The 16,556-nt window shown below is 42.6% G+C and carries 18 protein-coding genes and 1 pseudogene; 8 read left to right on the forward strand and 11 right to left on the reverse strand.

Translation table 11 applies throughout. The features are described 5' to 3' along the window. Nucleotides 1-11: 11 nt before the first annotated feature. Entirely contained in the window at nt 12-332 is a 321-nt protein-coding gene (locus tag JK628_RS15960; RefSeq protein ID WP_202285764.1) for a YqcC family protein, read from the reverse strand. A gap of 322 nt (nt 333-654) precedes the next feature. Between JK628_RS15960 and JK628_RS15965 the strand changes: the two genes are divergently transcribed. Continuing rightward, on the forward strand, nt 655-1,668 hold the full coding sequence (locus JK628_RS15965) for a DUF3549 family protein (protein WP_202285766.1): 1,014 nt from the start codon (nt 655-657) through the stop codon (nt 1,666-1,668). Further along, nucleotides 1,665-2,063, forward strand: a complete 399-nt coding sequence (locus tag JK628_RS15970) for a DUF3301 domain-containing protein (RefSeq protein ID WP_202285768.1) — start codon at nt 1,665-1,667, stop codon at nt 2,061-2,063. The genes JK628_RS15965 and JK628_RS15970 overlap by 4 nt, the downstream gene beginning before the upstream one ends. A 122-nt stretch (nt 2,064-2,185) precedes the next feature. Here the strand turns inward: JK628_RS15970 and JK628_RS15975 are convergent, their stop codons facing one another. Then, complete coding sequence (locus tag JK628_RS15975; RefSeq protein WP_202285770.1) at nt 2,186-2,443, reverse strand: hypothetical protein; 258 nt, start codon at nt 2,441-2,443, stop codon at nt 2,186-2,188. Nucleotides 2,444-2,683: 240 nt separating this feature from the next. On the opposite strand from JK628_RS15975, the gene JK628_RS15980 reads away from it, so the two are divergent. After that, nucleotides 2,684-3,274 (forward strand): hypothetical protein, encoded by a 591-nt coding sequence (locus JK628_RS15980; protein WP_202285772.1) that lies wholly within the window; start codon nt 2,684-2,686, stop codon nt 3,272-3,274. A 1,898-nt stretch (nt 3,275-5,172) separates the two neighbouring features. Here JK628_RS15980 and JK628_RS15985 read toward each other — a convergent pair. Further along, a complete protein-coding gene (locus tag JK628_RS15985; RefSeq protein WP_202285774.1) occupies nt 5,173-5,484 on the reverse strand; it encodes an Mpo1-like protein in 312 nt (103 codons plus the stop codon). Continuing rightward, nucleotides 5,477-6,115, reverse strand: a complete 639-nt coding sequence (locus tag JK628_RS15990; RefSeq protein ID WP_202285776.1) for a GNAT family N-acetyltransferase — start codon at nt 6,113-6,115, stop codon at nt 5,477-5,479. Before JK628_RS15990 ends, JK628_RS15985 begins: the two co-directional genes overlap by 8 nt. A gap of 217 nt (nt 6,116-6,332) precedes the next feature. On the opposite strand from JK628_RS15990, the gene JK628_RS15995 reads away from it, so the two are divergent. Beyond that, nucleotides 6,333-6,563, forward strand: a complete 231-nt coding sequence (locus JK628_RS15995) for a DUF2789 family protein (protein ID WP_202285778.1) — start codon at nt 6,333-6,335, stop codon at nt 6,561-6,563. A gap of 24 nt (nt 6,564-6,587) precedes the next feature. Here JK628_RS15995 and JK628_RS16000 read toward each other — a convergent pair whose 3' ends face one another. Beyond that, complete coding sequence (locus tag JK628_RS16000) at nt 6,588-6,959, reverse strand: DUF3192 domain-containing protein (protein ID WP_202285780.1); 372 nt, start codon at nt 6,957-6,959, stop codon at nt 6,588-6,590. A 148-nt stretch (nt 6,960-7,107) separates the two neighbouring features. On the opposite strand from JK628_RS16000, the gene JK628_RS16005 reads away from it, so the two are divergent. After that, complete coding sequence (locus JK628_RS16005; RefSeq protein WP_202285782.1) at nt 7,108-7,467, forward strand: DNA-binding protein; 360 nt, start codon at nt 7,108-7,110, stop codon at nt 7,465-7,467. Further along, complete coding sequence (locus JK628_RS16010) at nt 7,467-8,240, forward strand: Zn-ribbon-containing protein (RefSeq protein ID WP_202285784.1); 774 nt, start codon at nt 7,467-7,469, stop codon at nt 8,238-8,240. Before JK628_RS16005 ends, JK628_RS16010 begins: the two co-directional genes overlap by 1 nt. Nucleotides 8,241-8,357: 117 nt before the next feature. Here the strand turns inward: JK628_RS16010 and syd are convergent, their stop codons facing one another. Continuing rightward, a complete protein-coding gene (gene syd / locus JK628_RS16015) occupies nt 8,358-9,005 on the reverse strand; it encodes a SecY-interacting protein (protein ID WP_202285786.1) in 648 nt (215 codons plus the stop codon). A gap of 58 nt (nt 9,006-9,063) precedes the next feature. Here syd and queF point away from each other — a divergent pair, with 58 nt between their 5' ends. Next, a complete protein-coding gene (queF, locus tag JK628_RS16020; protein WP_202285788.1) occupies nt 9,064-9,921 on the forward strand; it encodes an NADPH-dependent 7-cyano-7-deazaguanine reductase QueF in 858 nt (285 codons plus the stop codon). A 188-nt stretch (nt 9,922-10,109) separates the two neighbouring features. On the opposite strand, the gene JK628_RS16025 is transcribed toward queF, so the two are convergent. The 3 genes from JK628_RS16025 to JK628_RS16035 all read right to left on the reverse strand — a co-directional run bounded on the left by JK628_RS16025 (nt 10,110) and on the right by JK628_RS16035 (nt 12,768). Beyond that, entirely contained in the window at nt 10,110-10,904 is a 795-nt protein-coding gene (locus tag JK628_RS16025; protein ID WP_237524035.1) for a hypothetical protein, read from the reverse strand. Nucleotides 10,905-10,990: 86 nt separating this feature from the next. Further along, entirely contained in the window at nt 10,991-11,662 is a 672-nt protein-coding gene (locus JK628_RS16030) for a hypothetical protein (RefSeq protein ID WP_202285790.1), read from the reverse strand. 200 nt (nt 11,663-11,862) lie between these two features. Continuing rightward, nucleotides 11,863-12,768 carry a LysR family transcriptional regulator gene (locus tag JK628_RS16035; RefSeq protein WP_202285792.1) on the reverse strand — a complete coding sequence of 302 codons (906 nt, stop codon included), beginning with the start codon at nt 12,766-12,768 and terminating at the stop codon, nt 11,863-11,865. Between the two features lie 137 nt (nt 12,769-12,905). Between JK628_RS16035 and JK628_RS16040 the strand changes: the two are divergent. Continuing rightward, nucleotides 12,906-13,373 (forward strand): annotated as a pseudogene (locus tag JK628_RS16040) (alkyl sulfatase dimerization domain-containing protein); the annotation flags it as partial. 9 nt (nt 13,374-13,382) lie between these two features. Here JK628_RS16040 and JK628_RS16045 read toward each other — a convergent pair. Together JK628_RS16045 and fusA are read right to left on the reverse strand one after the other, a co-directional pair. Then, complete coding sequence (locus tag JK628_RS16045) at nt 13,383-14,228, reverse strand: 4'-phosphopantetheinyl transferase family protein (RefSeq protein WP_272931629.1); 846 nt, start codon at nt 14,226-14,228, stop codon at nt 13,383-13,385. Nucleotides 14,229-14,406: 178 nt separating this feature from the next. After that, nucleotides 14,407-16,452 (reverse strand): elongation factor G, encoded by a 2,046-nt coding sequence (gene fusA / locus JK628_RS16050; RefSeq protein ID WP_202285794.1) that lies wholly within the window; start codon nt 16,450-16,452, stop codon nt 14,407-14,409. Between the last annotated feature and the right edge of the window lie 104 nt (nt 16,453-16,556).

The following is a 16,556-nucleotide window of genomic DNA, read 5'->3' on the forward strand; positions in this document are numbered from 1 at the left end:
TTACTTCAGGTCTACTTTGTTTCACTTAATAGCTCATCTAGTTCTGTAAGGGTTTTGATTATGCGACAAAATTCAGGCTTACCAGCCCATACATGTTGCGCCATAGGAGCAATCCCTATCGCTGTCGGTAGCGCCATAGCATTCTCGAGTAAGTGATGCATCTTGGGTATTAAAATAAATTGCAGCCACTGTTCAAATGCCATGGTATCGCAGGCAAATGGTGCACTACTTTGCATTGCACTTTCTGAAGGCCGAATATCAGCCCATAGCGCAGCGTTTACAAGCTCGCCTTGCAATCGAGTAAGCTTGTCTCTGGTTAAATGGCTTAACAAATTTTGCACCCCAGTTTAAAGAACCTGTCTACAACGTTATCAATATCATTTAGCACATTTACACTATAGATAACGTCTATAAAATCGCCTTAGACTGATAGTTGTAGAGGCTCGAAGGAAAATTAGAAAATGAATAGTGCTATGAGACCGAACAATTTTGAAGCCGTGTTATCGTGATCTTAACTCTACCGCATTAACTTACAGTTCAAAAACTGCCGCCATTGAGAAATTAAATTACTCTATGATATTTCGCATCAGATCATACCATCTAGCCACAGTTATCCCTATAATGTGCGCTAATTAATACTGACTCGATAGCGATATGACTGAAATAACGACCCTTAGCCAATTTCTTAAAACTGCTAAAACTCAATTCCAAGTTTACGATATGGGCCGTAGAGTTCAACATATCGATATGATGGCTTTCCACCAAATAGAAGAGTTACTCACGCCTTACCCCTCTCCAATTCAAGGACATGCTCAGTTCGCAATTGTCTTTTGGGATGCTAGCCAAAAACACTATATTTGGTTTATAAAATTAGCCCTCGATGAACGTGGATTGCTTGCGCCTGCGCCGCGCCTACAGTTCATCAAGATGATAATTGAAGCCTTAGGCAGAGATCCAACCCAACCTTTAACTGAGCAACAGCAAGAACAACTTGCAAATCATCCATTTAATTTTAAGCCTTCTCAAGAAAAGCTAGCGGTGTTTAATGCACTCGTGCGCAAGCAGCTCGGCGAAAAAGCCTCTGCCCAATATGAGTTTGCCTACCAGTATTTGTCTGGACAGCACCCGGCTGAACAGTGGCAAAACATTGGTATGCAGGGAATTGCAGATGTTTGCGTTCGAGCCGCAGAACTTGATCACCAACAACATATTAGTGCCAGTTTCGAACGCGCGTCTGTAGAAGTACAGATTGCTATGTGTCAATGTCTAGAGCACTTAACGATTGATGATGCTCTCGCGGCACAACTTTTCGAAAAAATTAACACCGCGTCCACAGAAAGCCAAGCCTACCTTTTAAGAGCATTAGCCTCTCACCCAGAGCAGAGTCAGAAAGCGATAGCTTATTTGGACAGTTGTAACTGTCTATCCGCTGACATGTTGATTACGATAGCAGCTCGAAATTGGTCAGCCTTAAAAGATGAGCCAACTCTCAGTATCTACTTAGAAGCACTTGCTAGACAAGAACAACACTTCTTTAACCAGATTTTTGCTGATATTGTGGCTATTCCATTAATTCGCACACAACTGCTCACTCAATTGCGAAACCCTAACCGAAGTGCAGAGCTTTCTGCAGCTATTGGCGGCTTATTTAAGGTAATTAAAGCATGATGACAGATTTCTTATTAATAGTAGCGGTAATAGTTATCGCCGCTTTTTTTTGGCAATTAAGACAAATGGCAGAGATGAGCCGCATTTTTGCCACAAAAGAGTGCCAGAAGCAAAAGGTTCAACTACTTGCTATTGCTCAGGAAACGGCAAAGCCTAGTTTAGGTGGCAGTACTGGTTTCACTTGGAAAGTAAAATACCTGTTTGAGTTCAGTACCGATGGAATTAACCAATATCGCGGTAGCTTGTGGATGCACGGTAAGAAAATCCAAAAAGTACAGTGGCCGATTTTCCCGGAACCTGAATGGCATGATGCACCAGAATCTCGTGGTACTGTCGGCGGTGGTTGCGGTGGTGGACGCGGCAAAAGTAATTGTAGTTCTGGTGGCTGTAAGTAATCGCCAGCACCAAGGGGTGGTAAACCTTTGCATGCTAAACCATTTGGTTTAGCACAAATCGTCATTTGGATGAGTCAGTAGCAATACTGGCTCATTTTTTTAGCTGTATTTTCATTTTGATACTAGGACAAGGCCTTTCGGTCGCTAACTTGAAAATGCGCCAAAGTTAGTAGGCCTTCGAATGAAGACTGATTACATTTTTGATTGGTGTTGCCAAGCAACCTATTTGAACTTGTGGTCTCATGGGTGTTAATCGCCTCCAGCGGGGTCAGTGCAGACACTGCTGAAGCACGCTTCAAGTACGTCCGTGTAAGCTCAACGAAAACATCCATGTTTTCGACGGCTTCAGCCGTATCTACACAAGGTAACAGGTGTTTCAATTTATCCCTTTGCAGTTTGATGCTTAACCCGGAAATGCCCCAAAACTTGCTACAGACTTAGTTTGTTTACGCCCTGCTTATTAGTTTTGCGATAATTCAGATAATGTGAAGCACAACATTCAAGATCTGATCTCAATATTAATAATTTTTTTGCCTCTTTTTTCTGAAGCTGCCAGTGTAAAAGGTCACCCCGCAGCTGTGGTACAATCTCTCATAAGGTTAATTAAAGTATGAGGTTACATGGAAGATAAATGGGTTATAGCTATCACTTGTTTAGGTTTGGTAGCTACTGGTTTCATACTCAATGCAGGACTAGAGCTAAACCTCACCACCATATCTAACCTACTTGGCATCCTAGCCAGCATCAGTGCTTTATTCGGCCTTAGATTGGCTTATAAAGTCTATAACATGTGGCGGAAACCTATTACTCACTCTCAGATTGAGAAGTTGATGGAAGCAATCAACGAGAGGAAGGTTTTCGTGGACGACTTTGCTCACCAATTATTTAATGTTTGTGATAAAGATAATTGGGATTCGCAAAAGTATCTGTACATTCTACTCCCAACCAAAAATGACGATTTTAAATTGGTAGCTCGTATCGACAATATTCTTAGACAGTTCTCAGGTCGTGATTGTGACCTCTCTGAGATAACGGCCTTATGGGAAGAATGTAACGAACTGGCTATGCCTGAACTGAGAGTCAATCAAAAAATCACTAAGGAGGAAAGCTACGAAATGGCTGAGAAATATTTATGTGATCTTTTTGACTCTATAAAACTGTTAACTGAAATAAATACTAAACTGGCTGATATCATCCGTGAGTTGAGATAGAAATAGAACTCAATGCTACTGAAATATGTGTAGCACCTACACATGCCTTATGTGCCGCATAGTACGTGATTATTGCCTATTTCTGCGTGTAATTATGGTCAGAGCCTGAGCAACCCCCACAAATGATACTTACAAATCAAATGGATAGCTAAGTTGGGGAAGGAACTTTCATGGTTCTTGGTGACCTGAACAATCACCAAACATCACAAATCTTGATATGTGGGGTCAGTGTAAACTTTATTTGATTACCATACATTTCCTAATCCCACTACTCATCTTTAGAGCCTTAGAGCTAGCACGTTTCTGTCCAGAAATGAGCTAGACGCTACTCTGAACTCGCTGGCAGGCCATCTGCTGTGGAACGTGCAAGCTTCTGAAAAAGGGATTTTTCAGCAGAGCCTACATGGAGGTATTCACGGCGGCTTGCAAAGGAACATAGTGGATGAGCTGCTTTCCATTATAAGTAGATGTTTTAGGTAATGGCACTAGATCCCGGCTCAGAAGCCTTGCCGGGATGGCTCCCAATTATTCCCAAGTTGTTCTGCTAAGCTATCTCATTTCTGTCCAAAAACGAGCTGAAAATGATCAAACTAGTTCCCCCTGCAGCAAACATCTATTTTGCAGAGAAATAAATAAAGAAAAAGCGCGGCCCCAGAGGGGACGCGCCTTCGCCTATTTCTTTGTAAGCTCATCCTGCTATTTTATGCTCCTTGCACCATCCATGCGTAACTGTGCTCCCTGCATCGTCCATGTATCCCTATCTTTCCTTGTATCTTACGATACTCATCCCTGTAACTCAGTAATCCTTTTACCAAGCTTGCTCATCCTAAGCGTGTCCTATATCGTCCTTGAGAGTCCATTCAACAACTATCCGTAGCATCCTACCTTCCTAGGTAGTAAAACTTTCCATCCTGGATTGTTTAACCACTCCTTGGTCATTCAGGCTATCATTCCAGAAAGCCTCATCCCTGATAGTCATCCATATTAAGTGCAGATCCTTCCGCCACTTTTCGATCATCCTAATCTGCGTGTCCTTGCCAGCATGCGTCCTTGCACAATTAAATAATAAGCTAAAATCCAATAAAAAACGGACCAAGAATGAACATTTAACATCAGCTCACATTTTAGTCACACTGCGCTCGCGTCATAACTTGTTATTTTTATAGGCTTTATTGTGTGACACACCTAATCTGCAGCGACCTATCAGCCATATTTCGCACAAGACTGTAAGAGATCTCTCACATTCAATCGAGCAACTTATCAAAATACAGCTGTCGATAACAGAAAGGGCGTACCTTCCGGTACGCCCTGATCTCACTTTTTTTAGCTTTCCCGCTATATATGTGCTCCCTGCATCATCCATGCTTAACATGCATCCTGCATCTTCCTTGAAAGTCCTTTTATTTCCTTGTACTCAGCGTACAAAATCCATTTATTAGCTTATCCTAAGCTAAAATCCTCATCCTAAGGTTGTCCTAGTTGCGTCCTGCAAATACATAACTACTTAATAAGTTTACTCTTAACTATCGGCCTACTATTGAATAAGATAAAAATACTGATATCCAATTGATGCTAATTTATCCTTAAACTAGCGAGCAGAATAATCCACTTAGTTAATATTTAAATCTGGTCATCACAATGGTAATGCCCATTACCACAGGGTAGTGCCACTAATACTCTCCCCTTTTGATTTCTTAAGTTAAGTTTATACAGCTATTAGTCCAAATCGATTTTGACTTAGCAAACGATCAATACTGCAACATTATTGCAACCAAGCATTTAACACCTAACCAGTTGATTATGAACGACTAAAAATGGATGTCATGCTTATGTCAACAATCTTTCAATTTGATATCTCACACGAAAGTAAGAGATCTCTCACAGCAAGAACATCCTAATCAGATATTTCTACTTCTCTTTCCAAAGAAAGCTTCAAATAACATAACCCAATCAGCCATTAAGCTATAAAAGGGATATTCGAATGTCGCTGGTTTGTTCTTTTCAAATACAAAGTGTCCTATCCAAGCAAAGCTATAACCAATGACAGGTAGCGAACATAACAGTAACCATTGCCCTGAATAGAACGTAAAAATTGTCACTAAGATAACAAGACAACTACCAATATAGTGTAGCGATCTGCATGTTCTATTTTGGTGTTGCGAAAGGTAAAATGGATAGAACTCAGCGAAACTACTGAAGCGTTTACTCATTCGTCTGACCTCGATGAAACATCAACTCACCGGTCACATTTCCTATCTCTAGATCTTCCAGCTTGTCAAAACCATGATTCGAAAATAATACAATATGTGCAGGGTCGCTAACAAACACACCAACTCCATCAAGCTGCGGCTGTTCATCACACCAACTCAATACTGTTTTAACCAATTGGCTACCATAACCTTTGCCTTGTTCATTGGTTGATATCGCAATGAACTGCAAGATGCCGCAATGACTACTGGGTAATTTCTCAACAATTTGGTGTTCTTTATTTATCCAAGCTTGTGTCGATTGCCAGCCGGCACTGATCAACATTTTCAAACGCCAATGCCAATAACGAGCTTCACCTAGCGGTACTTGTTGCGTTGCAATGCAGGCCACCCCGATGAGCCGTTCTCCAATGAATATTCCAATCAAACCCTGCTCTTGTTGCCAAAGATCATTTAACTCTTCACGAATAGCGCCGCGCAATTTTTGCTCATATTGCGCCTTGTTATCACGATATAATGCATCGATAAAAAAAGGATCATCGTGATAAGCATTATAAAGAATTGAGGCGGCAATACGTATGTCTTCAGCTGTTAAATAGACCGCTCGACACTCTTCCATGGTTTGGTTTTCCATTGTTATTTTCCTTGATCTAGATCAAACTAATACCAATGTAGCAAGCCCATAGAAAAGTGCAATTAATAATCAAATGCTAGGTTATTATCTATTTAATATTGATTAATAGTTGCAGTCGAAGAGTCATTCTCTGCCAAAAATTATCTGCACATAACTTGGAGCCTGGGACTGTTTTCAACCATACTAGAAGCTATACGATATCGTCGGAGCACTGGCCATGGACACAACCCCTCTAGATCTCGAACACCTATTCCAACAGCTGGGTTTAGAAAGTGATAGTAAGGCAATTGAATTATTTATAACAAAACACACGATTGCTGCAGGACTACTCATTCATCAAGCCGAGTTTTGGACAGTATCGCAGCAGCACTTCCTAGCAGAAGCAATAGCAAAAGATGCCCAATGGTCAGATCTGATTGACCATTTAGACACCTTGTTAAGAAAGTAGCTTCACGGTGCTACCGAAATAGCACTATATCTTACTGTATGCTTTTTCACCCCAACCCACTACTGCATTATTACTAATAACAACGGGTGTGCACTCATTCTTGGTGGTTTTACCGTCGCCCTTCATCCGTTGTGTACGATAAAATAGGACATGCACCTCTTTATCTTGTTGGATATAGGCTTCATTAAAATCGGCAGTCCCCATTAAGGTCGTCACCTGATCTTTTGACATACCTAAAGAGATCCTCGAGAGGTTTTCACGGTTACTTTCCTGTGTTGCTTCCCAACTGCCATTGTTATCCCAATCTGCTCCATCATCGCCCACATTGATCACGCAGCCAGTTAACCCTATGCTTGCTATCCCAAAAAACGCTAAACTTAGTAGATTATTCTTCACATTAACTTCCTGTATTTATATTGATTTTATAATCATAAATAAAGCAAACAGTATGCCAATATTTAACACTTTGTTTTATAATGATTTAACCTGTATTCATTACAGTAGACTAACCAAATATACTCATGAGTAAGGAATTTAACCAACGATGAGCCCTCTAGACCAAGTACTCTGTGCCGCCAAGCAGCTCAGCGATGAAGGTAAAACTCCCACTCTTGCTTTAATTAAAACTAAGTTAGGGATGGGCATTGCGATGCCAACGCTTATTCAGGGCTTACAACAGTACAAGTCGATGAATGCGACCGACATAGCGGCTATTCCTACAAAAGCCCAGCTGAATGCATCTGTACAAGCAGCTCAACAGTCTCCTATCGATACTGAACAGCAGCAAAGGATTGAACAGTTGGAGCGTGAGTTATTAGCACTAAAAGCTGACTATCGAGCAGTATTCCAACGATTGACAGCACTTGAATCTGCGTTGCTTAACTCTCATGAGGCAAAGAAATAATGCATGTTGTCGAATTAAGGTTTGAGTGTTTTGATAACACCACTATTACAGCGGCAGAGAAAGCCATTAACGGCCTGTTAGAAGCTTATCGCGCCAATGGTCAAATCTTGGGCCGAGAGTTTGCCGTTGCTTTCAATGATGGTGAGTTTAGAGCTCGCTTGTTGATGCCTGAAAAAAGCAGCCTCGCCAAACGATTCAATAGCCCTTGGGTCGAGCAAACCTTAGCCGAATTAACTGAGGCTAAATTGCTTGCTCCGCGTGAAAAGTATATAGGCCAAGATATTAATTCAGAGGTTTCTAGCCAAGAGGCGCCAAGCTGGCAGCTGCTTTATACCAGTTATGTGCATATGTGCTCACCACTAAGAAATGGCGATACATTGCAACCTATACCGCTTTACCAACTGCCCGCGACAGCTAATGGCGATCATAAACGCTTGATCCGTTGGCAAACGGAGTGGCAAGCTTGTGATGAATTGCAAATGGCTGCGGGCACAAAAGCCGAGTTTGCCGCACTTGAACAACTGACGAACCATGACAGTGATCTGTTTAGGCGTGGCTGGGACTTGCGCGGTCGAGTTGAGTACCTCACTAAAATCCCAACCTATTACTATCTCTATCGTGTCGGCGGTGAAAGCCTAGCCAATGAGAAAAAGCGTTGCTGCCCCAAGTGTGGCAGTGATGACTGGTTATTAGATGAACCGTTATTAGATATGTTTCATTTTCGCTGTGAACCTTGCCGTATCGTATCAAACATCTCTTGGGATCATCTTTAAATTATACTCACAAAAAAGGTCTAAATTGCAGTGCAATTTAGACCTCTTACTTTAAAGCTTATAGTTCAAGTTGCTAGTTTACGCTTCTATCTGTTTTCTATCTGTATATATTAGTCGCTATTTGCCAAGCAGGTTGCGCCACATCATTTTCATTCGCTGCCAAATGCCTGGATGGTCAAGTATAGGCATATCCTCTTCCACCAGCTTAACCGGAGGAGTTACTCGCGCTCTCAGTTCAGCGATAAAACCATTTAATGAATCAGCGAGTTTTTCACTCTGAATCTCCCCTGGAATTTCAATCCAAACACTGCCATCAGTATTGTTCACAGTGATCATTTTATCTTCATCATCAAACACACCAATAAACCAGGTAGGGTCTTGTTTGAGCTTCTTTTTCATCATTAGATGACCAATGATATTTTGCTGCAGATATTCAAAATCAGTCTGACTCCAAGCCTGCAATAACTCCCCCGTTCCCCAAGCTGAGTCAAACATTAATGGCGCAGAAAAATACGTTCCATAAAATGCGCTGAGATCTGCATGCAAAGATAGCTCAAGTGCATGTTCAACATTCTCGAAAACGCCGGGCTCCTCACGCAATACTGACTTCCATTGCAATGCATCTTCGGTTTCAACATCAAGGTCACCCAAAATACACTCGGATGGCTGTTGCTGCGCATAGTAACGAGGGTGCTCTCCTAACTTGTCTAAGTAAGCTTGTTGGTAGTCATTTAAAAAAATATCCAGAGCAGGTAAAGAAGACACTTAGCCAATCCCAAAATAAGTTATAATAAAAGTCTATTTTGACATGGAAACCGTATTGATGACACAACATCATGATGCCTATAGTGACGCACCCGAGCTTTCACAACTTACATTAGGAAAGTCGACTGGCTACCAGGAGCAGTATGATGCGTCTTTACTGCAAGGCGTGCCACGCAAGTTAAACCGTGATGCTATCGCCCTAACCCATGAATTACCGTTTCACGGTTGTGATATTTGGACTGGATATGAGCTTTCATGGCTTAATGCCAAAGGCAAGCCTATGGTTGCCATTGCGGAGTTTAGCTTAGACTATAAAAGTGCCAATCTAATTGAATCTAAGTCGTTTAAGCTATATTTAAACAGCTTTAACCAGACTCAATTTGATGATGTACAAGCCGTAGAATCGACGTTAACTAAAGATCTATGCGACTGTGCTCAAGGTAATGTTAGCGTTAAAGTGATTGAGCCAAAAAACTTTCATCATCAGCGTATTGTAGAGCTACCGGGCACCTGTATCGATGACTTAGATATTGAAGTCAGCGATTATAGTTTTAACCCAGACTACCTTATCGATAGTGTCGACAACAAAGCGATGGTTGCCGAGACCTTAACCTCCAACCTGCTTAAATCGAATTGCTTGATCACCTCTCAGCCTGATTGGGGTACGGTCATGATCCGTTACCAAGGGCCAAAAATCGATCGCGAAAAACTGCTTAGATACTTGATCTCATTTAGACAACACAATGAGTTTCACGAGCAATGTGTCGAGCGTATCTTTGTCGACTTGAAACGCTTCTGCCAATGCGCCAAGTTAACCGTTTATGCACGTTACACTAGGCGTGGTGGGTTAGATATCAACCCCTATCGTAGTGACTTTGAACACCCACCCGAGAGTCACCGTTTAGCCAGACAATAAGTGAAATGATGGTGAAGAAACAATAACGAAAATATGAGCCATATTCACACTAGCCCTAGTAATAAACAAGAATTACTAGGGCTAGTGTGAGAGTTATACAGCTCTGTAGCTGCTCTTTAATCTTTCCTGTTCTATGCGCTAATCATTACATTTAGCCTATTTGTTCCCTACAACGCAAGAATATGCAGTTACCACCTAAATGAGAGGCCAATCTCATAAAAGTTTTCTCTATCTGCAAAATAGGTATATGTAAAATATGGGGAAAACTTCCAAATCAGAGTCGTTAGTGTAATGTCGTGATAGTTAAAGTTCCCCTTACTACAATTGATATCTAAAAAACACTCCTTATCAATATCAAGGTCTGGCACCGTCAGCCAGCTATTACCACCACGGGTATCATAGACATGGTTATAACTATAACTAATGTTCAATCGCTCATGGGCACTCCAAGATATGCCCAGCATGATATCAACAGTATCAGAAGGGCTAAAACCAAAATTTCCTTGATACTCATCACCAAGATCAAAACCTAACTTGATTTCATCGGTATACCAGTTGTAATTTGCATCAGCCATTAAGATGATCGTTTCGCTTACAGGAATACCAGCGAAAACACCCGCACTATAACCACCCCGATTGACCTTTGCTGTGACCTCAGTGAACATAAATGAGGTATAGAAGCTTTTACCTACACCCACTTCCCAAAACTCATTACTGTCATACTCACCAAGCACACGCCAAGTTTCACCAATATCGAAACTAGCATTAAGAGTATAAACAGCTTCACCATCCTGCATCTTCACATCTAGTCCAACAGACTTATACAGGGGCTCAGCTTCATCCTCTTGAATCAGTACTATTCCCTTAGGTGGGAAGATAAGCTCAATATCACTGGAGATCGATGTGGCTTGAGCAGTTGCTATGCTGCCGCAAAATAGCCCTATTACACATATTACTAAAGGAGAGAGTGTAGATAGTTGCATATAGTTTCGCTCTCATAAACATATCAAAAGCGTCCGCCCCAAAGGAAGGCGGACAAAATGACTCAAACACTTGGGGCATAGGGATATTAGCGCTTAGGAAGCTGACTTTTCAGTTTTGCTGCATTCACTCTAGACTTGATATTATCTCTCTGAGTTTGTGTAAGGCCTGATTTTAACGCTTTATCTGTTGCTCCCCAGCCTGCATCAATAACTGACTGGTCCCAGTCAATGCGAATCTGACCTAAATCGTTTTGATAGATGACATAGGTGTTATCCCCTGACATGGCGCCATCACGTACTGTATAGCTACCATCCCCATTGGGTTCAATGATTGCCATGGTTTTACCATCTTCCTTACGGTATATATAAGCTTGCCCATGCTCCTCACTAATGACTAACTCATATGGGTTCACATCTGGCTTGGGCTTATTAGCATTTCCCCAACCATCATCTTCATCAAATTCTGGTGAGTTATCGGCAGGCTTATCACCAACATCAGGGCGCTCTTTACTCGCTCCCCAATCTGGCGTATCACCAAAATCAGGTAAACCGTAACCAGGATCGGTTTCAGGTAGATCGTTATCTGGACCCGTTTCAATCGGGTTATGTGGCGTGGCAGGGATCTCAATCGGTGATTCCAGACCAGGATTGCCGTAACCTGGATCTGTGTTGTCCGTAGCTGAAGAGGTGGATGAACACCCTGAGATAAAAATAGAGGTAACAATAGTTGCTAAAAGTGACGTTTTAGATAAATTCATACATATGCTCTCTATAGATAAGACGATTCGGCAAAATGGCTGAATCAATGACGAGAACTATAGCGAGTTTCCAGATAGAAATAATTAGGGCAAACTATGGTCAACACATTCACAGTGTGAATACATCAATGTAAAAACAAGCTAAAGATAACCCAGTTACATTCAGCAAGGGGTGAGACTGCATAGAAAATACTCACCACTTAGAAGGCATTCATATTAAGAATTGTCTCTCTCAACCAGATATGGGCCGGGTTGCGATTGTGCTTCTTCTTCCACACCACCTCAATATCTAACGCCTTTGTTTTGAAAGGAATCGGTACTAATTGAAGATTAAACATCTGTGCAAAACCACTGGCATAGCTTTTTGGAGAGAGTCCTATTGCGTCACTTGTTGACACCGCAGCAAGGAGACTCAACATAGATGATTTGCTACTGTGGACTTTACGGCTAGGTAACACCTCTTCACTAATTAAGTCTACAGCGGTGAGGTTAAAACGTCTGAGGTTAACTTGTACATGCCGCTCAGAAAAAAATTGCTCCCTGGTTATCTGTTGTTGAACTCTAGGGTGATCACAACTAACAACACAGGTGGCAGGTTCACTCATCAGCAGCGCTCTTTCGAAGCGGTAATCCTTGGGTAAGCCAATATCAATGGCTATATCAGCTTGCTCTAGATTTAGCATCTCAAAGATCTCACCATCAAAATCAGGTGGTTCACGAAATATCACTTCTATAGGGAGATCTTGGATTATTGTATCTAATTTGTTTTGTAGTAGATGAGCGACAACATCATTGGCAAGAATGACAAACTGGCGCTCAGAAATCATAGGGTCAAAACCCTCCAAGCCATTAATTGTCTGCTCGATATTAGTGAATGAGTCGTTGAGCTGCTCATAGAGGTAGTTTGCCATGGCTGTGGGCTTTATATTTCTTCCTGCACGAACGAAAAGCTCCTCTCCAATCACAGCTTTAAAGCGAGTGATAGCATTACTCACGGAAGGTTGAGTCAGCTCAAGCTCCTCTGCAGCCAAGGTATAAGATCCTGTACGGCAAACGGCCAAGAAGACTCTTAGCAGGTTTACATCAAACTGCTTATGCTGTGTCATTGCGAAATCTATCCTCTACTACCTATACAACACATCTAAAACTGAAATAGCCACTCTAACATATCAATATACATAAAATCAGGCAGTTAAACTTTATAGTTAACCAAGTTTAGAATAATATGCTTTTCAAAAAATTAGACTCTCATTCATCACCTATCTGGGGCTATGCGCAGAACAATGACTTCATGAAGCTGCAACATGACAACTATGCTTTGCTGCACAACCAATCGTTAAGGTTGGCAAATAATGGTGTGGGCATTCAAGATATTGGCGACGCGATCCAAGAAACCATACCAGAAACTGTCTATATAGCATGGCACAGCAACGGTTACCATGGTATTTACAGCCATAACGCTAAGGCCGTGTATAACAAGTATTTGGGCTACTTTGATATGGATCCGGGCAATGACACAGCAAGACAGCTTTTAGCTGATACCTATGAGCAATAAGGTTATCAATCAGAAGGTGCCGGCTGAAGAAATACCTACTCAACCGGTGTACAAGAGCTACGTGTAGGCATCCAAAAGGGTGCGCCTAAAACAGCGTCTGCCGATGTGAACAGTGAAATTGATATGGCGACATTATTTGACTTTTTAGCCTGTAAATAATTGGGGTTAACTCGTGCTTTGAACCACTGCAGTAATAGTGACGACTTCTGCGTCATACTCGACTGGCTTGTCTTGGTAGTTTAATCCTCTAACACTGATAGCAAAGCGATAATCTTTATCTAAGTGCCCCAAAGCGCAATCCCAGTGAGCCGCCTCTGCCACCATCAGTTCACTTGTCACATCAGCCGTTTCAACTTTATCAAACAGTTGTAAGCTAACTCCTTGCTTGAAAACCATCTGCTGAGTTAGTCCGCTGCTTAAAAGTTCAGGTTGCAACTGTTCACTCGATTTAAGCATTAGTATGCTTTGCTCTAATGCGGTTAAATCAAAGCCAAAGGATTTAAGCGACAACGCCAACCCCAGCCCTTTAGCCTTAATGTAAGACTCTTTCAGTGCCCACAGATCAAAGAAGCGATCGCGCTGTAACTCATTAGGCAAGGCAAGCAACGCTGCTGTCTCTGGCTTGGAGAAATAGTGGTTGAGTATTGAATGGATGTTGGTACTTTTGCGGCAGCGCTCAATATCAACGCCCAGCTCCACTGTCGATGATGCTGCATCTTGCACTGGCTGCTGATGAATCGCTAACAATAGCCAATCACCACTGTGGCTAAGGTTAAAAGCGATGCCCGTTTGCTCATACTGTGCCGCCGTTAATCGTGGTTTACCTTTGTCACCATATTCAAACTGCCACTCATCTGGCTTCAATTGACTATGGCCTGATAGCAATGCGCGCACATATCCGCGCACCATCAAACCTTGGACTTTAGCAGATTGTTGAATATAACGGTCAACCTTATCGATTTCGTCTTTGGGTAACCACGAGCGGATTGTCGCTGTGAAATTACCGTCCATTAAGGCTGATGATAACGGACAGAAATAAAGTTTTACGCAGCTTGATTCAGATATAGGGGACGACAAGGAGATCTCAAAAACGATGATTCATAGGGTATTGTGGCCTCTTTTACCACAAAAAAACAGAGGGGCATACCGCAAAAAGCCGGCAGCCCCAACATATTACATAAGGCGTTGCTTAATCCGTTTCGGCCAACGCTAACGTTAACTCTTTTAATGCCTTATCGGAAATAACATCATAACGGCTAAAATGCATGGAGAATTGACCGTCACCGCCGGTCATCGATTTAAGCCTAGTGGAGTAGTCTCCCACATTAGCCAGCGGCGCTTCAACGCTAACTTCTACTATGCCACTTGCCTGAGCTTGAGTACCACAGATAATGCCGCGAGAAGCACTCATGTTACCAGTGATCTCCCCAACATGGCCTTGCTCCACCAAGATCTGCATATCGACAATCGGTTCTAAGATCACAGGTTGTGCCAGTGCAACAGCATCAATAAAGGCTTTCTTTCCCGCCATCACAAACGCTATCTCTTTTGAATCGACACTATGATGCTTACCGTCTAATACCGTGACCCTTATATCTTGCATCGGGAACCCACCAAGCGCACCAGCAGACATGGCTTCACGCACCCCTTTTTCAACAGCGGGTATATATTGACTCGGGACTGTACCACCCACCACTTTACTGACAAATTCAAAACCTTGACCGCGCGACAAGGGCTCCACTTTTAGTTCAACTTCACCAAATTGACCGGAACCACCAGACTGTTTTTTGTGCCGAAAACGGGCCGTCGCTTCTGCCAATATCGTTTCGCGATAAGCCACCGCTGGCGTATCGGTTTTCATATCCACATTAAACAAGGTTTGCGCTTTTTCCAATGCTATTTGCAAGTGAAGATCGCCCTGCCCTTGTAAAACAGTCTGCCCCTGAGCATCACTGCGATTGACCTGTAGGCTAGGATCTTCCGCCACTAACTTGTGCAGCACTTCGGATATTTTCTGCTCATCCCCACGCCGCTTAGGCGATACAGCCAAGCCAAAAATAGGTTGTGGCAAGTCCAGTTCAGGCAGATGGAACTCATCTTCATCATGACTATCGTGCAGCACAGCTCCCACTTCAAGTTCATCTATCTTAGCGATAGCACAAATGTCACCAGGAATAGCCTGACTAACGTCAATCAGCTTGTCACCCTGCAGTTTAGCCAAGTGACTCACTTTAAATAACTTACGACCTTGGCCAACAAATAGCTTCATGCCGATATTGATGGTGCCTTGATACAGGCGAAAAATCCCGATACGACCCACAAACGGATCGATAGACACTCTAAAGACATGTGCTAGCACATGCTCTAACGGGCTTTGACTAACATCGATCGGCACAGCATCGGCACCAAAGCCTTTCACAAACTGCGGCGGATTAGCTTCTAACGGATTTGGCAGCAATTTCACTAGCAGCTCTAGCAATGATTCAATACCGATATCTTGCTCTGCACTAGTAAAGCATACCGGCACTAGATGTCCCATACGTAATGCAGCCTCTAAGGGCGCGTGCAACTGCTCAGGCGTTAGCGACTCGCCCTGATCCAAGTACAGCTCCATCAGCTGCTCATCTTCTTCAAGCACGGTATCAACGAGTTCATCCCGTGCGGCTTGCACACTATGGAATGCCGTTTGTGCCTGTTCTTCACTATGCAGATAACAGTCGACAACTTGGTCTGCTGTAACATTGGGTAAATTAACAGGCAAGCAACGATGGCCAAACTGTTGCTGAATATTGCCCAACAATTCGGCCAGTCCCGCTTCATTACCATCAATATGGTTAATCGCAATCAGTACCACTTTGCCTTGACTACGCGCTGCTGCAAACGCCCGTTTAGTCACCGACTCAATACCCATACCTGCATGGATCACTAAAAGTACCGATTCTACGCCCGGCAAAGGTAATAGCGCACGGCCAAAGAAGTCGGGTAAACCGGGGGTGTCGATAAGGTTAATGTGGTGGTTGGCGAAATCAAGATTGAGAAAGGAGGGTTCTAAGCTGTGGCGATGGGATTTTTCTTGGGCAGTGAAATCAGCATGATTTGTGCCCTTATCGACCCTGCCTTTTAAGGTTATCGCATTAGCACGAAATAGCAGCGCTTCTAATAGCGAGGACTTTCCTGATCCTGTGTGCCCGAGCATTGCTAAATTGCGGATCTGCTCAGTGTTGAACTCAGCCATATAGGCCTCCTTTGTCACATCATTAAACCTAGGGTGTTTTCAATAAGACAATTTTCCGGAGCTGTTAATTATAAGTATAAACGTGTAACAAAGTGCGATTTTTG

Source organism: Shewanella sp. KX20019 (assembly GCF_016757755.1).
Lineage (GTDB): Bacteria > Pseudomonadota > Gammaproteobacteria > Enterobacterales > Shewanellaceae > Shewanella.

Bases quoted from the DNA above. Each gene is read 5' to 3' on its own strand.
- JK628_RS15965 (WP_202285766.1), top strand. From the start codon at position 655: ATGACTGAAATAACGACCCTTAGCCAATTTCTTAAAACTGCTAAAACT.
- JK628_RS15970 (WP_202285768.1), top strand. From the start codon at position 1,665: ATGATGACAGATTTCTTATTAATAGTAGCGGTAATAGTTATCGCCGCT.
- JK628_RS15980 (WP_202285772.1), top strand. From the start codon at position 2,684: ATGGAAGATAAATGGGTTATAGCTATCACTTGTTTAGGTTTGGTAGCT.
- JK628_RS15985 (WP_202285774.1), bottom strand. From the start codon at position 5,484: ATGAGTAAACGCTTCAGTAGTTTCGCTGAGTTCTATCCATTTTACCTT.
- JK628_RS15990 (WP_202285776.1), bottom strand. From the start codon at position 6,115: ATGGAAAACCAAACCATGGAAGAGTGTCGAGCGGTCTATTTAACAGCT.
- JK628_RS15995 (WP_202285778.1), top strand. From the start codon at position 6,333: ATGGACACAACCCCTCTAGATCTCGAACACCTATTCCAACAGCTGGGT.
- JK628_RS16005 (WP_202285782.1), top strand. From the start codon at position 7,108: ATGAGCCCTCTAGACCAAGTACTCTGTGCCGCCAAGCAGCTCAGCGAT.
- JK628_RS16010 (WP_202285784.1), top strand. From the start codon at position 7,467: ATGCATGTTGTCGAATTAAGGTTTGAGTGTTTTGATAACACCACTATT.
- queF (WP_202285788.1), top strand. From the start codon at position 9,064: ATGACACAACATCATGATGCCTATAGTGACGCACCCGAGCTTTCACAA.
- JK628_RS16025 (WP_237524035.1), bottom strand. From the start codon at position 10,904: ATGCAACTATCTACACTCTCTCCTTTAGTAATATGTGTAATAGGGCTA.
- JK628_RS16030 (WP_202285790.1), bottom strand. From the start codon at position 11,662: ATGAATTTATCTAAAACGTCACTTTTAGCAACTATTGTTACCTCTATT.
- JK628_RS16035 (WP_202285792.1), bottom strand. From the start codon at position 12,768: ATGACACAGCATAAGCAGTTTGATGTAAACCTGCTAAGAGTCTTCTTG.
- JK628_RS16045 (WP_272931629.1), bottom strand. From the start codon at position 14,228: ATGGACGGTAATTTCACAGCGACAATCCGCTCGTGGTTACCCAAAGAC.
- fusA (WP_202285794.1), bottom strand. From the start codon at position 16,452: ATGGCTGAGTTCAACACTGAGCAGATCCGCAATTTAGCAATGCTCGGG.